Here is a 14,119-nt window from a genome sequence, read left to right as displayed (position 1 = left end):
GGTGACTTATCTGTCAGTTTATTACGCGGCTAATTATTCTCGCCCCTTGTACCTGCGTTTTACTACCCTCATAGAGTACCTATTACGTTTGAATTGATTATTTTTACCACCGGGCGCTGCCCGCGACACGACACAGCGAGGCCATGATGAGCGATACGTCTTACACCCCACCGCGCGTTTGGAAATGGGAACCGGGCAATGGCGGTAAATTCGCCAACATTAACCGCCCTATCGCGGGGCCTACTCACGATAAAGCGCTGTCCGTTGGTAAACACCCGCTTCAGCTCTACTCATTGGCCACCCCCAATGGCGTTAAAGTGACCATCATGCTTGAGGAGCTATTAGCAAAAGGCATCGAAGCCGCTGAGTATGACGCTTACTTGATCCAAATCGGTGAAGGCGACCAGTTCGGCAGCGGATTTGTAGACGTTAATCCCAACTCCAAAATCCCGGCGTTGATGGACCACAGCACTAACCCGCCTCAGCGCGTTTTTGAGTCAGGCGCTATTCTTCTCTACTTGGCTGAAAAATTCTCCGCCTTCCTACCAACCGACCCAGCCAAGCGTACCGAGTGCCTTTCCTGGTTATTCTGGCAGATGGGCAGCGGCCCGATACTCGGCGGTGGCTTTGGTCACTTCTACGCTTACGCGCCTGAAAAGTACCAGTACCCTATCGACCGTTACACGATGGAAATAAAGCGCCAGCTCGATGTACTTGACCGCCATTTGGCCAATAACCGCTACATGGCCGGTGATGAGTACACCATTGCGGATATGGCGATTTACCCCTGGTATGGCGCCCTGGTGAAAAACCGCGTTTACGAAGCGGCTGAGTTTTTGGAAGCGCACACCTATACACATGTGCTCCGCTGGGCAGAAGAACTTGATACACGCCCCGCCGTACAGCGTGGTCGTATGGTTAACCGCACATTTGGCGAGCCCAGCGAACAGCTGCATGAACGCCACGATGCCAGCGACTTTGAGCATAAAACCCAAGATAAGCTATAGCGTGTAAGGGTTAGCCAAGCAGCTAGCCACGGTATAAAAAACGGCCCACGGGCCGTTTTTTATATGCGCTCACAAGCTAGTAATAGCAAATCGCTCTCTTCCAGAAAAGGGTGGGCGCTCCCAAACCTCTAGAAGCGCAGAATAGTCAGCGCGAGTGGCGTTATTTATCGTCACTTGAGTCATGGGTTAAGGACCTCAATCCACCAGGCAGGATGCATAGCATCAAAATCCGTGCGGATATTGGCGGGCAAATAGCTGGCGGAATCCAACACCACAGGCTGACCATTGATGCGCTGAAACACCACCCAGTGCCAAAAGTGTATGCCCTCCTTTTGATAGGGTTTAATCGCCAGCAGCGCCAGCGCCGGTAGCGCCTGCCATGTGGTAAACGGCGTTTCATCCGGCGAGGTAGCCACACCCGCTTGAGCCAGCACTTGGCGCACATACTGGGTATCGGACCACAGCGATTCATCATCTGCGGCAATGCCCACCGCATTCGCAATAGCCTTCATCTCAGGGTAGGTTTTACCCAGAATAGCCGCTACAGAAGCAATCCCGCAGCCGGTCTGTTCTTCCTGAATAACGGGATTTAGCATCTTCCTCCGGTGTTTTCTCGACACCTCGCGTTAATTAGCGGCCCATCCCAAGCCTTCTGTTTTTAGTGAGCCAACCTGGGGCGGATATGTTCGCGCCTCACTCCAGCTAGCACATGGCGGCGCGGGCGTCAACCTGTACTGTTCGAGCGTAAAGGCGTAAGGTACCTCTTCGGTTCGACCTTGCCACCGCTTTATTGCGTTCGCTATTACGCATCATGGCAAGCGTTGACCTGGCCCCCCTATTTAGGGCTTAAGGTGTTTTCAGCACCTGACGCTTGCACGGCCAGACTGCCAATCGCAGTCTTATCTCGCTACAGACATACCTAGAAAGATGTTCTGTTTTTTTGCTCACGTCCTGTGGCGACCTTTCCGACAACGGAACGCTGGTTGCTATTTAGGATGCTGGGCTGCAAAACCTATGGGTATTCCATGTACAACGAAAACTTCTATCAATTCTCGACCCTGACGGTCCTCGCTTTACTGGTGTTCTTTTACGGCGGCACTTATCTGCTGACCCTACTGATCAAGGAGAAAAAGGAAAATACCGACGCCTTCATGGTGTCTAACCATCAGATCGGCTTTGGCCTTGGCGCCGCCAGCATGACCGCCACCTGGATCTGGGCTGCCTCCTTTTACGCCGCTGCGACCTCGGGTTATACCTATGGCATCTCAGGCCCCCTGCATTACGGGTTGTGGGGCGCGTTGATGATCCTGTTCATCTACCCCTTTGGCCGTCGCTTTCGCAAGCTGGCGCCCAATGCGCACACTCTGGGTGAGCTGATCCACGCCCGGCATGGCGCCTCCAGCCAGTTGATTCTTGCCTCTTCCAACATACTCGGCAGTATCATCAGCCTGATGGTCAACTTTACGGCGTCCGGCGCACTGGTCTCAGTGCTCTCACCCCTCTCCTTTCAAGCCGGGGTGGTGATCGCAGGCGTTGGGGTGCTGTCTTACACGCTATGGTCGGGGTTCCGCGCTTCGGTCCTTACTGACTTTGCCCAACTGATGGCGATGATGGCCATCGCCATTCTAATCATCCCCGCAGTGATGTTCGCAATCGGCGGGCCGGAAACGCTATCGAACGGCATGAGTCTGCTCACTCCAGAACAGGCAAGTCTGTTCTCGGTGGACGCCATCCTCAATCAGGGCGCCCCTTTCTTTGTAGCAGTGCTGGCCTACGCGATTGGTAACCAGACTATCTCCCAACGCCTGTTCGCCGTGCGTGAAGACCATATCAAACCGACCTTTATCACCGCGACCATTGGCTACGGTGCGATTGTTATCGGCTTGGGCATGATTGGCTTGATGGCGCTGATGACCGGCATGGAGCCCATGAATGGCGACATGAACAACCTGATCCCGCAGATGGTCTCGATGTACCTCTCGCCGGTATTTATTGGACTGTTCTTTATTCTGGTGATCGGCTCACTCTCCTCAACCGCTGACTCGGACCTTTCTGCCATGTCGGCGATTGTCATGGCCGATATCTATGGCAAGAACATTGCGAAAAACAAGCCCGACCCGACCAGGATGCTGTTTATTGGCAGGTTAACCATGATTGTGGCGACGCTGATTGGGGTGATTCTCGCCAGCTTCTCCATGGACATTCTTATCATGCTGATTTTCGTTGGCGCGCTCTGGGGTGCAATTGTCTTCCCGGTGATCGCCAGCTGTTTCTGGAGCCGGGTCACCAACACGGCGTTTACCTCGGCGGTAATCGCAGGCCTGGTGATGTTCTGCATCGCACGATTTGAACTGCTGCCTATGGTCGGCCTAACCGCAGGGCTATTTGAGTTGCTGGCCTCCGTAGGCGGAGGTGTAGTGCTTGGCCTGATGGCCTTTGGATTCTGCGGTCGCCGTGCCGGTTTGATTGTCGGCGCACTCAGCACTCTTGTTTTGGCCTACTTCTGTGTTGGCTTCCTGCGGGACTACACGGTGCTAATGGCCTCATTAATGGCCTACGGCGTCAGCACGATTGTGTGCATCGGTGTCAGCCTGATGAGCTCAAGCAAGTTCGACTTCGCGCAGATTAATCAGGACGTCATCAACTATGACCCGGCCAAACCTGCTACTCGGGCCTAAGCGCTCTGTGATAAGGGCTGGGTGATAAGGGCTGGGCAATAAGCCCTGTGTCAGACGTTGAAATCACTTCATCCGCTGGTGCGCCATAGCGCACCAGCCAAACATTAGGAAAGCACATGCAAACTTTTATATTGGCGTTATATGTATTGATCTGGCCGCTAATCTCACTCTCCGTACTGGGCGTCATCGGCCTGGCCACACTAAAAGACATTCTTGCGGCGCGGCGTGATAAGCGGGGACTGGTGTAACGTAGTAATTAATCGCTGAATAGTGGCAATGCAAACAGGCAAGGAAGCAGGAGTGGCAAAGGATTGCCGTGAGGTACCTTTTTAGCGCCGATACGTCAAATGCGTCATCACTCAACCCACGTCAGGAAAGTTTTCAAGAATAACGTCAATGACCTCCCTGAGTGTATGCCCTTTTTTTCACCCCCAGTTCAGACGAGTCTTATACGTCATACTCGTCGTGGCGACGATTCCAGCCATACGGCTCAGTTTGTGGCCAGCCTTCTGGAGAATCTTCCCAGGTTTCCTGACGACCAAACGGGGTCAAGTCTAAATAGGTCCAGAGGCTGCCAAGATATTCGACGCCTCGCGCCCCTGTAAAATAGCTGCGATATATGGCGTTGCCATCACGAATAAATACACTGACGCCGTGCCTCTCACCTTCCGCAGTCGTTACGCCAACATCATGGTTAAAGTCGCTCTCATAAGACGAGTACCATGGAATAGGATAAGCCCATCCCATACGAGATCTATACTGATTAAGTTTTTCCAATGGGGCACGTGACACCATCACTAGCGAGGTATCGCGAGCATGCAGATGAGCCGGGTGAGTCATGGCATCAGCGACCCACGAGCACCCTTCACACCCCGCGTTCCAGTCAGGTGCGTACATAAAATGATACACAATGAGCTGGCGGCGACCTTCAAACAGATCGAGCAGAGACGCTGGGCCGTTTTCGCCCTGAAACGTATAATGCTTAGTCACCTTCACTACAGGTAATTTCCTACGCTCAGCACTCAGTGCGTCACGCGCGCGGGTTAGCGCTTTCTCTTTTACTAGAAACTGATCCAGCGCTAATTTCCACTCTTCTAAAGACACGACACTCGGCAATGGTTGTTTAGTTGTAGTCATGATCTTTCTCTCCGGTGTGTTCCGTCGATCCGCACCAACACTGATAAACTTCGCCGAAGTGCTGGCGTGCGGGATGCTGACCACTCACGCTGCCAAGCGCCGATTATAGGCATCAAGGCATTTATGCCACGCTGGCCGGTCGTGACAGCGCGTTAAATAGGAAGTCACATTAGGAAACTCATCTAGAAGGTTTGTATGCTGTATTTGGCTTAACGCAGCAACCATTAGAATGTCTGGATAGGTAAATTGGTCGCCAAGCAGATAGCGCTTGCGGATAAGCACACCTTCGAGCACTACGAGGCAGTTCCTAGCCATTTCCACGAGTGCCGGACGTCGCAGCTTTGCCCACTCGGCATCCGCTTCAAATAAATCAATCACGGCAATTTGCGTCATCGGTGGCTCCACTGTATCCAGGGCAGCAAACGTCCATTGCAGGGCTTTAGCGCGTTCTGACTCACTCGTCGGCAGAAGCCTCCCTGATTGCTCCGCCAAGTAGATAACAATAGCCCCTGACTCAAAAATGATCACGCCATCATGGTCAATCGCGGGTACTTTGCCAAAGGGATTGATTGCCAAATAATCAGCGCTATGTAGCTCCCCAGCGACATCATCAAGCCCATTAACCTGATGAGGCAGTTCGCACTCCTCTAGTGCCCACAGCACACGTAAATCCCTCGTAATCCCCACCACTTGCGGCGTTACTTTTCCAAATCCATACATCGTAATCATCATTAATTTCCTCACGAAAGCCGATACTTCAAACGGTCTGTGATTGCATGAGCGAACTATCACTAGTCGTTCGAGCGTGAGAGAAATCGACAAGCTACGATGTATTTTTTATTCTCAATGGCCGCATAAACGGCGCGAGGAGCGTAAACCTCATGGCCCACTCCGCCGCTACACTTATTTCTGCGTTAATCCCTAAAGGTATTGATATACAGCGCTTCTACTTTATCCCGTGCCCACTGCGTTTTACGCAGGAATTTCAACGACGACTTAATAGAAGGATCATTGAAGAAGCAGTTAACGTTGATCTCTGCGTACAAGCCGTCCCAGCCGTAACGCTCAACCAAACGCGTCAAGATCTTTTCAAGGCTTAAACCATGTAACGGATTATTGGGTTGTGGATGGCTCATCAAGTAATTCCTGGTGTTATTTCAAACGCCCCTTCTAATATGGCAGGCGACAAGCCGCGAATGTTAACAGAGGCAGTTAAGAAAGCACGGCGGAATAGCGTTCCGCCATTGGCAACGTACTCCTCTGCAAAGAACCAGTAATATTCGATACATTTCCATTTCCCTGTCATGGTGATGTTGTTATTTAATCCAATGCTACCCTGATTATTTTTAAAGCAACGTCAATGTTGATTAAGCTGACTCCACCTACGGACAACAGTCATGGATGATCATCGCGCAAATACGCTGGACAAGCCCACCCGTGCGGGCTTGATTTTGCTGGCCGTGGTACAAGGGATTGCGCTGCTGGCCCTTCATCTGGCGATTGAGCATGAGCACTGGCTGGCCGCTGACCAGCGCTGGCTCAAGGCGCTTTATACCGTAGCAATCGCCCTGCCCGCGTTTTATCTAATCGGCATGAAGCGGCTACGTGATCGTCTCAATTTTTTGCCGCTATTGCTGGCCCCGTTGCTGTTTTGGCTGGGCTGGCACCTTGGCTGGGTAGAGCAGACGCCCGAAGCGCTGGAGTGGGCACGGCATCCGTTCACGTTTGCCTTTTGCGTGTCACTTGGCGTGGCGCTTTTCATTCTGGCGCTGTTTTTTCGGAGTAGCGCCACTAGCAGAACCTGGCCTACCGCCTATTCACCGCTACTGAATTACTCTTGGGAATTCACCCAGACGCTTTCACAATTAACGCTGTTTATTGGTGTGTTCTGGGGCCTATTATTGCTGGGAGCAACGCTGTTTTCGGCTATTGGCGTGCGCTTTTTTGAGACGCTTTTCAGCGACCCCTTGTTTATTTACCCCGTCATCTGGCTGGTGATCGGTTTAACGCTGGTGATGATTCGTAACCGCTTTCGCCTGATTCAAAGCGTGCGGCAGATGAGCGAGGCACTTATCAAAGCGTTACTGCCGCTGGTAGCCCTTATCATTCTGCTGTTTTTTGCCATGCTCCTTTTTACCGGTGTGCAGCCCGTCTGGGATACAGGCAGAGCCTCCTGCATATTAATGGCGCTGATGTTAACCCTGCTATTGTTCTTCAACGCGGTCTTTCATCAAGCGCATGGTTTACCCCCCTATCCCACCTGGCTACGCCGCATCATCCTGCTGGCCGTTGTGCTGCTGCCGGTGGGTAGCGTGCTGGCCGCCTGGGCGCTCTGGCTGCGTATAGATCAATACGGCCTTAGCCTGGACAGGCTGTGGGCTGTCCTGCTGCAAGTGCTAACAGCAGCATTTACCGTAAGCTATAGTCTGCTTCTGCTGTGGCGCCGCCAGGCAGCACTTCCCAGCCTACAGCGCGCCAACGTTGGCTTGGCCCTGCTGGTGGCCCTTGTGTTGATCGTAGTTAACACACCGCTGGCAGATATGCGCCACTGGGTTGCCGAGCAGCAAATCAAGCGGTTGCTGGATGGCCGCACAACAGCCGAGGCGTTTGATGTTAACTACCTGCGCTACCAACTCGGCCAGCCGGGCACCCTGGCCTTGCAAGCCTTGGTAGAGAGCGAATTTGCCCAATCGCAGCCTGAGTTAGCTCGGCGTATTGAACTTTCGCTCAGGCAAACCGAACGTTGGAGCCAGGAACCACTGGTGGATACTCAGAATCTGGATGACGTCGCCCAACAGTTCAGGGCAAGCCCTAACGGCGCCACTCTCCCCGAGCCCTTGCTGAACCTGTTGGTTGAGCAGAATTCCGCCTGTTTAAGCCAGACGGAACCCTGCCAGACCCTACAGATAAGCAGCGGCACGCCCTTCCAGTGGCTGGTTTACGAATCTTATAGCGCGGTGGGCAAGGCGTATGGCGAACGCAATGGCGACTGGCTGTTGCTCGGCCATTTGATGCTACTCGGCACGACTCAGCCGCAAGATGACCTAACGTGCCAAACGACTCTGACTATGAATGATCTCGAACGCCTTACCGGGCCAGCCGATATCTACCGGAACGGCAACTGCCTTTATCACCTGCAGCCAACGATTGAAAACGCCAGGCAGCAGCTATCCGCTCAAGGTGAGGAAATATCAGGGGAGTAAGCAGATTGGCAGGTACTTCCCTATCAACGATAAAACTCAACAAAAAATCTTACCGGGCCCAACGGCTTTATATGATGCTTTATCGTTGGCTCTACAACACCATACTGCTCTGGGCTTAGCTCGATGATATCCAGTGCTGGCTCTTGAATGGTGTACTCCAACAAGCCTTCAAGCACCACTATCTTTCCCCACACCCCCTCTTTGGTCGTGTGGTCATTCAACAACCCTGTGGGAACGCTCTCTTCGGTGAATTCTGGCGTTCTTTTATAGGGAGAAACATTGACGGGTAAGTCTTTCATGTTATCGGCTCCTTGTAGCCAAAAACTCGCCGTTTCCGACAGGCACGGTACACGTGGCGAAATCAGGGTCTGCGGAAACCAATGCGACAAAAGATAACATCTCTTCAGCATGAGACGTGGCATTATCAACCACAAGAAGCCCTCCTTCACGAAGAACCCGCTTAATGTCGGGCCACCATGCCAGATACTCAGAACGCTCAGAATCGAGAAAGAGAAGATCGATGCTTGATGTGGAGCTGCGACCAAGTACGGCACCCGCCTCACCATGAACCTGGGTAATGAACGGAGCAAGACCTGAACGCTCGAAACTCTTAGCCGCAAGTGAACGTTTGAAATCGGCTTGTTCAACGGTCGTCACATGGCCGTTAATTGCCGCTGCGGCCCAGGCCAGCCAAAGTGTTGAGTAGCCGTTAGACGTTCCAATTTCAAGCACGCGTTGAGCATTCGTAGCCCGAACCATCACGGAAAGGAATTCTCCCGTGTCACGAGTGATGTTCAACATGCGGCGAGGCCGATCGGTGATGACCCTATCGTTGCTTACACCAAACTGTTCGAGTTCAAGTAACAGCGTTTGTAGCGATTCAGTCACGTTGCACTCCCTTTGTTTAATGCCGCCTTATCTAGCTCGCCTGCCACGCTTCAACCATGCTTCATTCTTTCTCAACCGCCGCCGTGGCCGATCCCATTGCGTTACACTACGCTTGAAGTGATTTTCATACTTTACAGCAGAGGCTCGCGTGCGTGCACTTTCCCGCAAAAAACAGATCCTGGGCCTGATTGGCTGGCTGGCACTGGCCTATATTGCCGCCGCCATCGGATCGGTGGCCTCCATCAACGCGGCCTCTTTCTACGCAGAGCTTGTGCAACCGCCCTGGGCACCGCCCGCTTGGCTATTTGGGCCGATGTGGACGACACTTTACGGCCTTATGGGCATTGCCGCCTGGCTTGCCTGGCGTGAACCCGACGCCCAGCCCGCTCTTGTCGTGTTCGCCATACAGCTGGCGCTCAACGCCTTATGGAGCTGGCTCTTCTTCGCTTGGCAACTGGGCGCTCTCGCCTTTATCGGCGTGGCCGCGCTTTGGGTATTGATTTTGATGACGCTGGTGATGTTCTGGCGACTCAAGCCGCTGGCGGGTGTACTGCTGGCGCCTTACCTCGCTTGGGTGAGCCTGGCCTGCGCGCTCACCTGGAGCGTGTGGCAGCTTAACCCGCAAGTGTTGGGGTAATGGAAGCGGCGGAGTCGCTTGTCCCAGCAGGGCTAAAGTCACTCGTAGTCTCAACGGCACGACAACAGGTACAAGGTCACCCCTCCATCAAACGCCACTTGGGCAAAAAGGCATGTGAGAATTGTTTTACGGGGTATCAAGGCACCCCTCAATCGATTTTTTCAAATAGGAGGCAAGCACTGCAACGTCCTCATGCTTATCCCGCCATCTATCCTCAATTATCCCCAGATAACCTTCCCGAGCATATTTCAATAGCATTGCATGGTCAGGTGGTGCTTGCCCTTCCGCCCACTCTGCCGCAGCATCTTTAGGAACAATATCGCCAATGGCTGCTGTCCGCCACATGCGTGCCAAGGTTAAAACCACGTTACGCTCATCGCCCGCAACGTCGGCCAGAAGAGTGGGCAAGGAGTGACACATTGCCCGTCTAATATCAGCCATAGGCACAGGCTCAAAAACCTCAGCGGCGCTTCTTCCGTACAGTGAAAGACTGTTATCCCTTACCTTCTTCAGAACAATGGCAAGATCAGGATCACGGGCTGGTTTCGGAACACTTCCGGCCTCGAATTGCGCTCGCAACCACTCCCCGTAAACAAACTCAGCCCGAGGCGGAAATTGCCAAGGAACAACATCAGAAATTGTCACCACCGTCAGCTCTAACGGCCTGATAGCTTGAGAATTCCCAATCACACCGGAGACGTCCATCAACCGAGCAACCAAGGCTTTTCTTTGCCATAAGTCAGGAGGCCTTGAGACGGCGACCAAAATATCTACATCACTTTCGTGCTTTAAACCGCCAACGACAGCAGAGCCGAAGAGATAAATACCGATGGTCGAATCACCCAGGACGTCTTCTACGACTAACTGTGCCTGTATTGCTTCGTTTGTTATCTCTGGGATTGTCATATCCATAACCTACTCTTGGTCTAACACCCACAACACACGCTTGCCGCAAGCATTGCTTGGCTATGCAGGGTGATCGCTTATCAGCCGCCCATACATTGCCGAGTCAGAGACGACGCCATTGACCTCCCAACGCTGCCTTAGAAGCCCTTCTTGAGAAAATCCAAGATTCTCTAGCGCTTTCGCAGAAGATTGATTGTCTGGGTCAATCTCTGCTTCAATTCTCCGAAGTCCCAATGAGTTGAACCCGTACTGAATCAATGCCTCTCCCGCCTCGTTTACATAGCCTTTACCCCAACAAGAACGGCCTAACCCAAAACCGATCTCGGCTCGCTTGGATTCCTTGTCGTAGCTAAATAGCATGCATTTTCCAGCCAACTCGCCTGTAGACTTCAGATACACACCAAGTACAAGTGACTCTTGACGCTGCATCGAATCGTGGCTGTCATTAATAAATTCAAGTGAATCCTGAATCGTTGCCCAGGGAGCAGTGTGCCAATACCGCATGACCTCAGGATCAGAAAAAATTTCCAGTAAGCTATCCGCGTCATCTGTTACGAACGGTTTAATGGTTAATCGCTCGGTCTCAATCACCGGAAAAAATAGTTTTTGTGCCATTAATATCTCCATGCTTACACATAACAGCGATGATGCAGCTGCCTTGGTTAAGGGTCATTCCTCTTGTTTTCTGGGCTCTGTTGACGTTTCGACAATAAGATTTAGCCAGGCAGGGGGCAAGCTCGCAGCATAAAGGTTCCTACGCCAATAGATGGCGCTTGCCATGTCCCGACTGACACCCACGGATGAACACAGGACGAAGCTGAAACCTATCCTGCTTCAATCATGGACTTAACACCATGAACGACCGAACATGGCGTTGGACGGAATAACTATTAAAGAACAGGAAGCCATGACTTCCTGACGCACTCTACCTATCAGCTCAATTATAAATAGCGGGATTACCACGCATGAGACTCAAGCAACGTACAGCACTCATTACCGGCGGGGCCAGCGGCATTGGGCTGGCAACGGCTGAGCGTTTTCTTTCCGAAGGCGCAAGCGTGGCACTGCTAGACTGGGATAGCCATGCGCTCGCCAGGGAGTGCGCTAGGCTTGAGCGCGAAATTGGCCGCCCTGTCCTTGGCGTGGAAGCCGATGTCGCCGAGACGACCGCGATAAATCGCGCGGTTGCGGAGGTTGGCAACGCCTTGGGGCGAATCGACATTGTGATCAATGCCGCTGGCGTCAATGTTTTCTCAGACCCGCTCGAAACCGATGAAGCCACCTGGCGGCGTTGCCTATCGATCAATCTGGAAGGCGCGTGGCGGGTCATTCAGGCTGCGCTACCTGGCATGCTGGCCCGCGAGTATGGCCATATCGTCAACATCGCTTCAGTTCACGGGCACAAGATTATTCCCGGCGCCTTTCCGTACCCGGTCGCCAAGCACGGCCTGATCGGCCTGACCCGGTCACTGGGCATCGAATATGCGGCGCGCGGCATCCGCGTCAACTCTATCTCACCCGGCCTGATTCGCACGCCGCCCGCACAAGCCTGGCTGGACGGCCTGAGCGAAGCCGAACGTCAGCAACAGATAGACTTGCTGCCGTGCCAGCGCATCGGTGAGGCCGATGAGGTCGCCAACACGGCGCTGTTTTTAGCCAGCGACGAAGCACGTTTTATCAATGCCACCGACATTCTGGTTGATGGCGGTCGCAGCCAGGTTTACCACTCTTGACGCGACACCTAACTAACCACCTTCGGCGGCGATGGAAATACGACATAGGCGGGGCTCGCGGTGCAGTTTGCCGTGCTCATGACGCTTGGGCGGTTGGGGCGGTACCAGCCCGGGGGATAAATCGACTCGGGCCGTTGAATGATCAAGCGCCCCAAGCAAAACGTCTGACTGGCGTTAAAGCAGGCGCGTGAGTAGAAAGTTGTTGTCTACCGCCTATCCATGTACGACAATATGTACAGTACAACATTACGTACAGGAGTATTATCATGGATGCTATTAGCTATACCGCCGCCCGAAGCCACTTGGCCAAGACCATGGAGCAGGTCTGCGAAGATCATTCACCTGTCATCATCACGCGCAGCAAGGCACCTTCGGTGGTCATGCTTTCGCTGGAAGATTATGAGGCGCTACAGGAAACCGCTTACCTGCTGCGTTCACCCCACAACGCGCGCCGTTTGATGGACTCCATGGCCGAGCTGGAACAAGGTGGTGGCCAAGAGAAGGAACTCCTGGAGTGAGACTCATCTTTGCCGAGAATGCCTGGGAAGACTACTTGTACTGGCAGAAAACCGACAAGAAGATCCTGGGCCGCATCAATAAGCTGATCAAGGAGATTCAGCGGCAGCCGTTCGAGGGCGTAGGCAAACCCGAACCGCTCAAACACGGCTTTTCCGGCTACTGGTCTCGACGAATCAACGACGAACATCGGATTGTTTACAAGGTGGCGGATGATGCGCTACTGATTGCGCAGCTTCGGTATCATTATTGATTCATGGTCAATAACGCCGAAACTCAGGTGAAGCGAAGCGGAACAGCGGTCAACTGCAGCAACTTGTTAGCTTTTACCAAAGTATTCTTTAGCACATAGACCAACGAAACTACGCCCAGGATTCTGACCGTTAATCCACTCATCAACGGAGAATAGCTCAAACAATCCAACTTTAATCAAGGTCGGTACTGCGATCTTCAGCTGCTCTTCTACCTCGCCACGCTCACCTGCGTTGTATAAAGCGACATTGCGGAGCATTGTGGCAACCGTACCTGTTTGTACCTTACTTCCATCTTTAAGGGTTACAGCGGGGAGCTCTTCTCCTTCGGCTACGATCTTTTTATTGATCGAACCAAGTTGCTCGGTATTCTCTGGTGAACCTTCGGACATCTCTATCTCCTTCAATAATTTTCGCAATAACTAACGCCGCCAGCACGCGCGGCTTTGTAGTGAAAGCGAAGCCGCAACGAAAAAGACATCGCCGTGCCTGGCCTTGTTAACTTTTTATAGCGCCATATGCAACAGCGGATAAGGCTTACCCTGACCATCGACTGGTGACCTATCTGTCACTTTAAAGCCAATGTGCTGATAAAAACCTACCGCCTGTTCATTCTGCTCGTTTACATCGACCCTTGATGCTCCCTGCTCTTTGATAGCATGGGCCGCTAACATGGCACCAATGCCTTTTCCGCGTGCATCAGGTGAGATGAACAACATCTCAATATTACCGTCATGTACTCCACAGAATCCCTGAATTTCACCGTTACCGTTTTTAGCGCACCTTAAATCAACTGCGTCAAAATACTGCTCCAGAATTAACGGCTTTAACTCCTGTAGATCATCTTCAGCCAGAAAATTATGCGTTGCCCTGACCGACGCTTCCCAGACGTCTATCAGCTTAAGGTGGTCTGCTTTTTCTACGATCTCAATATTCATCACTAAACTCGGTTGAAAATTTAACGCCGCGTTAAGTGGTGAGCAACGCTAGCACCCCACCTAAGCCATTGTTCCATAATCACTAAAGCTAATGAAAACCAAAAACCCCAAGCGTTGAGAATCAACCTTAAACGCTTGTTATGGGAAATTTAGATGCGCCTGATCATCTTAATGTGTGGGACTCCCGTACTCTTAGCAACATAAGATTTACCTGAAGCCTTAAAG

The 14,119-nt window shown here is 52.5% G+C and carries 18 protein-coding genes; 8 read left to right on the top strand and 10 right to left on the bottom strand.

Going from position 1 to position 14,119, the window contains the following annotated elements:
• The first annotated feature begins 146 nt into the window (after positions 1 to 146).
• On the top strand, positions 147 to 1,007 hold the full coding sequence (gene yghU / locus FKN99_RS00085; protein ID WP_172115993.1) for a glutathione-dependent disulfide-bond oxidoreductase: 861 nt from the start codon (positions 147 to 149) through the stop codon (positions 1,005 to 1,007).
• A gap of 179 nt (positions 1,008 to 1,186) precedes the next feature.
• On the opposite strand, the gene FKN99_RS00080 is transcribed toward yghU, so the two are convergent.
• Entirely contained in the window at positions 1,187 to 1,603 is a 417-nt protein-coding gene (locus FKN99_RS00080) for a hypothetical protein (protein WP_172115992.1), read from the bottom strand.
• 429 nt (positions 1,604 to 2,032) lie between these two features.
• Between FKN99_RS00080 and FKN99_RS00075 the strand changes: the two genes are divergently transcribed.
• Both FKN99_RS00075 and FKN99_RS17740 read left to right on the top strand, forming a co-directional pair.
• Positions 2,033 to 3,685, top strand: a complete 1,653-nt coding sequence (locus FKN99_RS00075; protein ID WP_172115991.1) for a sodium:solute symporter family protein — start codon at positions 2,033 to 2,035, stop codon at positions 3,683 to 3,685.
• Between the two features lie 116 nt (positions 3,686 to 3,801).
• Positions 3,802 to 3,933, top strand: coding sequence for a putative transporter small subunit (locus FKN99_RS17740; protein WP_216657919.1), 132 nt, complete (start codon positions 3,802 to 3,804; stop codon positions 3,931 to 3,933).
• A gap of 199 nt (positions 3,934 to 4,132) precedes the next feature.
• Here the strand turns inward: FKN99_RS17740 and FKN99_RS00070 are convergent, their stop codons facing one another.
• The 3 genes from FKN99_RS00070 to FKN99_RS00060 form a co-directional block, all read right to left on the bottom strand.
• Positions 4,133 to 4,822 (bottom strand): DUF899 domain-containing protein, encoded by a 690-nt coding sequence (locus FKN99_RS00070; RefSeq protein WP_172115990.1) that lies wholly within the window; start codon positions 4,820 to 4,822, stop codon positions 4,133 to 4,135.
• A gap of 84 nt (positions 4,823 to 4,906) precedes the next feature.
• Positions 4,907 to 5,554 (bottom strand): glutathione S-transferase family protein, encoded by a 648-nt coding sequence (locus tag FKN99_RS00065; RefSeq protein WP_172115989.1) that lies wholly within the window; start codon positions 5,552 to 5,554, stop codon positions 4,907 to 4,909.
• 182 nt (positions 5,555 to 5,736) lie between these two features.
• The gene (locus FKN99_RS00060; protein ID WP_172115988.1) at positions 5,737 to 5,958 is read right to left on the bottom strand and encodes a VF530 family protein; all 222 of its coding nucleotides are present in this window, start codon (positions 5,956 to 5,958) and stop codon (positions 5,737 to 5,739) included.
• Between the two features lie 261 nt (positions 5,959 to 6,219).
• Between FKN99_RS00060 and FKN99_RS00055 the strand changes: the two genes are divergently transcribed.
• Positions 6,220 to 8,025: a DUF4153 domain-containing protein gene (locus FKN99_RS00055; protein ID WP_172115987.1), complete on the top strand. Its 1,806-nt coding sequence runs from the start codon at positions 6,220 to 6,222 to the stop codon at positions 8,023 to 8,025.
• A gap of 23 nt (positions 8,026 to 8,048) precedes the next feature.
• Here the strand turns inward: FKN99_RS00055 and FKN99_RS00050 are convergent, their stop codons facing one another.
• On the bottom strand, positions 8,049 to 8,324 hold the full coding sequence (locus FKN99_RS00050) for a DUF1971 domain-containing protein (RefSeq protein WP_172115986.1): 276 nt from the start codon (positions 8,322 to 8,324) through the stop codon (positions 8,049 to 8,051).
• A gap of 1 nt (position 8,325) precedes the next feature.
• Entirely contained in the window at positions 8,326 to 8,913 is a 588-nt protein-coding gene (locus tag FKN99_RS00045) for an O-methyltransferase (protein ID WP_319941212.1), read from the bottom strand.
• A 148-nt stretch (positions 8,914 to 9,061) separates the two neighbouring features.
• On the opposite strand from FKN99_RS00045, the gene FKN99_RS00040 reads away from it, so the two are divergent.
• Complete coding sequence (locus FKN99_RS00040; protein ID WP_172115985.1) at positions 9,062 to 9,550, top strand: TspO/MBR family protein; 489 nt, start codon at positions 9,062 to 9,064, stop codon at positions 9,548 to 9,550.
• Between the two features lie 126 nt (positions 9,551 to 9,676).
• Here FKN99_RS00040 and FKN99_RS00035 read toward each other — a convergent pair whose 3' ends face one another.
• Positions 9,677 to 10,462 (bottom strand): aminoglycoside adenylyltransferase family protein, encoded by a 786-nt coding sequence (locus FKN99_RS00035; protein WP_216657918.1) that lies wholly within the window; start codon positions 10,460 to 10,462, stop codon positions 9,677 to 9,679.
• A 54-nt stretch (positions 10,463 to 10,516) separates the two neighbouring features.
• Positions 10,517 to 11,071 (bottom strand): GNAT family N-acetyltransferase, encoded by a 555-nt coding sequence (locus tag FKN99_RS00030; protein ID WP_172115984.1) that lies wholly within the window; start codon positions 11,069 to 11,071, stop codon positions 10,517 to 10,519.
• Between the two features lie 350 nt (positions 11,072 to 11,421).
• Between FKN99_RS00030 and FKN99_RS00025 the strand changes: the two genes are divergently transcribed.
• From FKN99_RS00025 to FKN99_RS00015, 3 genes are all read left to right on the top strand, one after another.
• Positions 11,422 to 12,189 carry an SDR family oxidoreductase gene (locus FKN99_RS00025; RefSeq protein ID WP_172115983.1) on the top strand — a complete coding sequence of 256 codons (768 nt, stop codon included), beginning with the start codon at positions 11,422 to 11,424 and terminating at the stop codon, positions 12,187 to 12,189.
• 266 nt (positions 12,190 to 12,455) lie between these two features.
• Positions 12,456 to 12,707: a type II toxin-antitoxin system Phd/YefM family antitoxin gene (locus FKN99_RS00020; protein WP_172115982.1), complete on the top strand. Its 252-nt coding sequence runs from the start codon at positions 12,456 to 12,458 to the stop codon at positions 12,705 to 12,707.
• Entirely contained in the window at positions 12,704 to 12,958 is a 255-nt protein-coding gene (locus tag FKN99_RS00015) for a Txe/YoeB family addiction module toxin (protein WP_172115981.1), read from the top strand. Before FKN99_RS00020 ends, FKN99_RS00015 begins: the two co-directional genes overlap by 4 nt.
• A gap of 66 nt (positions 12,959 to 13,024) precedes the next feature.
• Here FKN99_RS00015 and FKN99_RS00010 read toward each other — a convergent pair whose 3' ends face one another.
• On the bottom strand, positions 13,025 to 13,348 hold the full coding sequence (locus FKN99_RS00010; RefSeq protein WP_172115980.1) for a DUF7709 family protein: 324 nt from the start codon (positions 13,346 to 13,348) through the stop codon (positions 13,025 to 13,027).
• 114 nt (positions 13,349 to 13,462) lie between these two features.
• Positions 13,463 to 13,894, bottom strand: coding sequence for an acetyltransferase (locus FKN99_RS00005; RefSeq protein ID WP_172115979.1), 432 nt, complete (start codon positions 13,892 to 13,894; stop codon positions 13,463 to 13,465).
• Positions 13,895 to 14,119 lie beyond the last annotated feature (225 nt).

Source organism: Halomonas hibernica (genome assembly GCF_013183775.1).
Lineage (GTDB): Bacteria > Pseudomonadota > Gammaproteobacteria > Pseudomonadales > Halomonadaceae > Vreelandella > Vreelandella citrativorans.
This window is presented reverse-complemented; position numbering and strand designations above follow the sequence as displayed.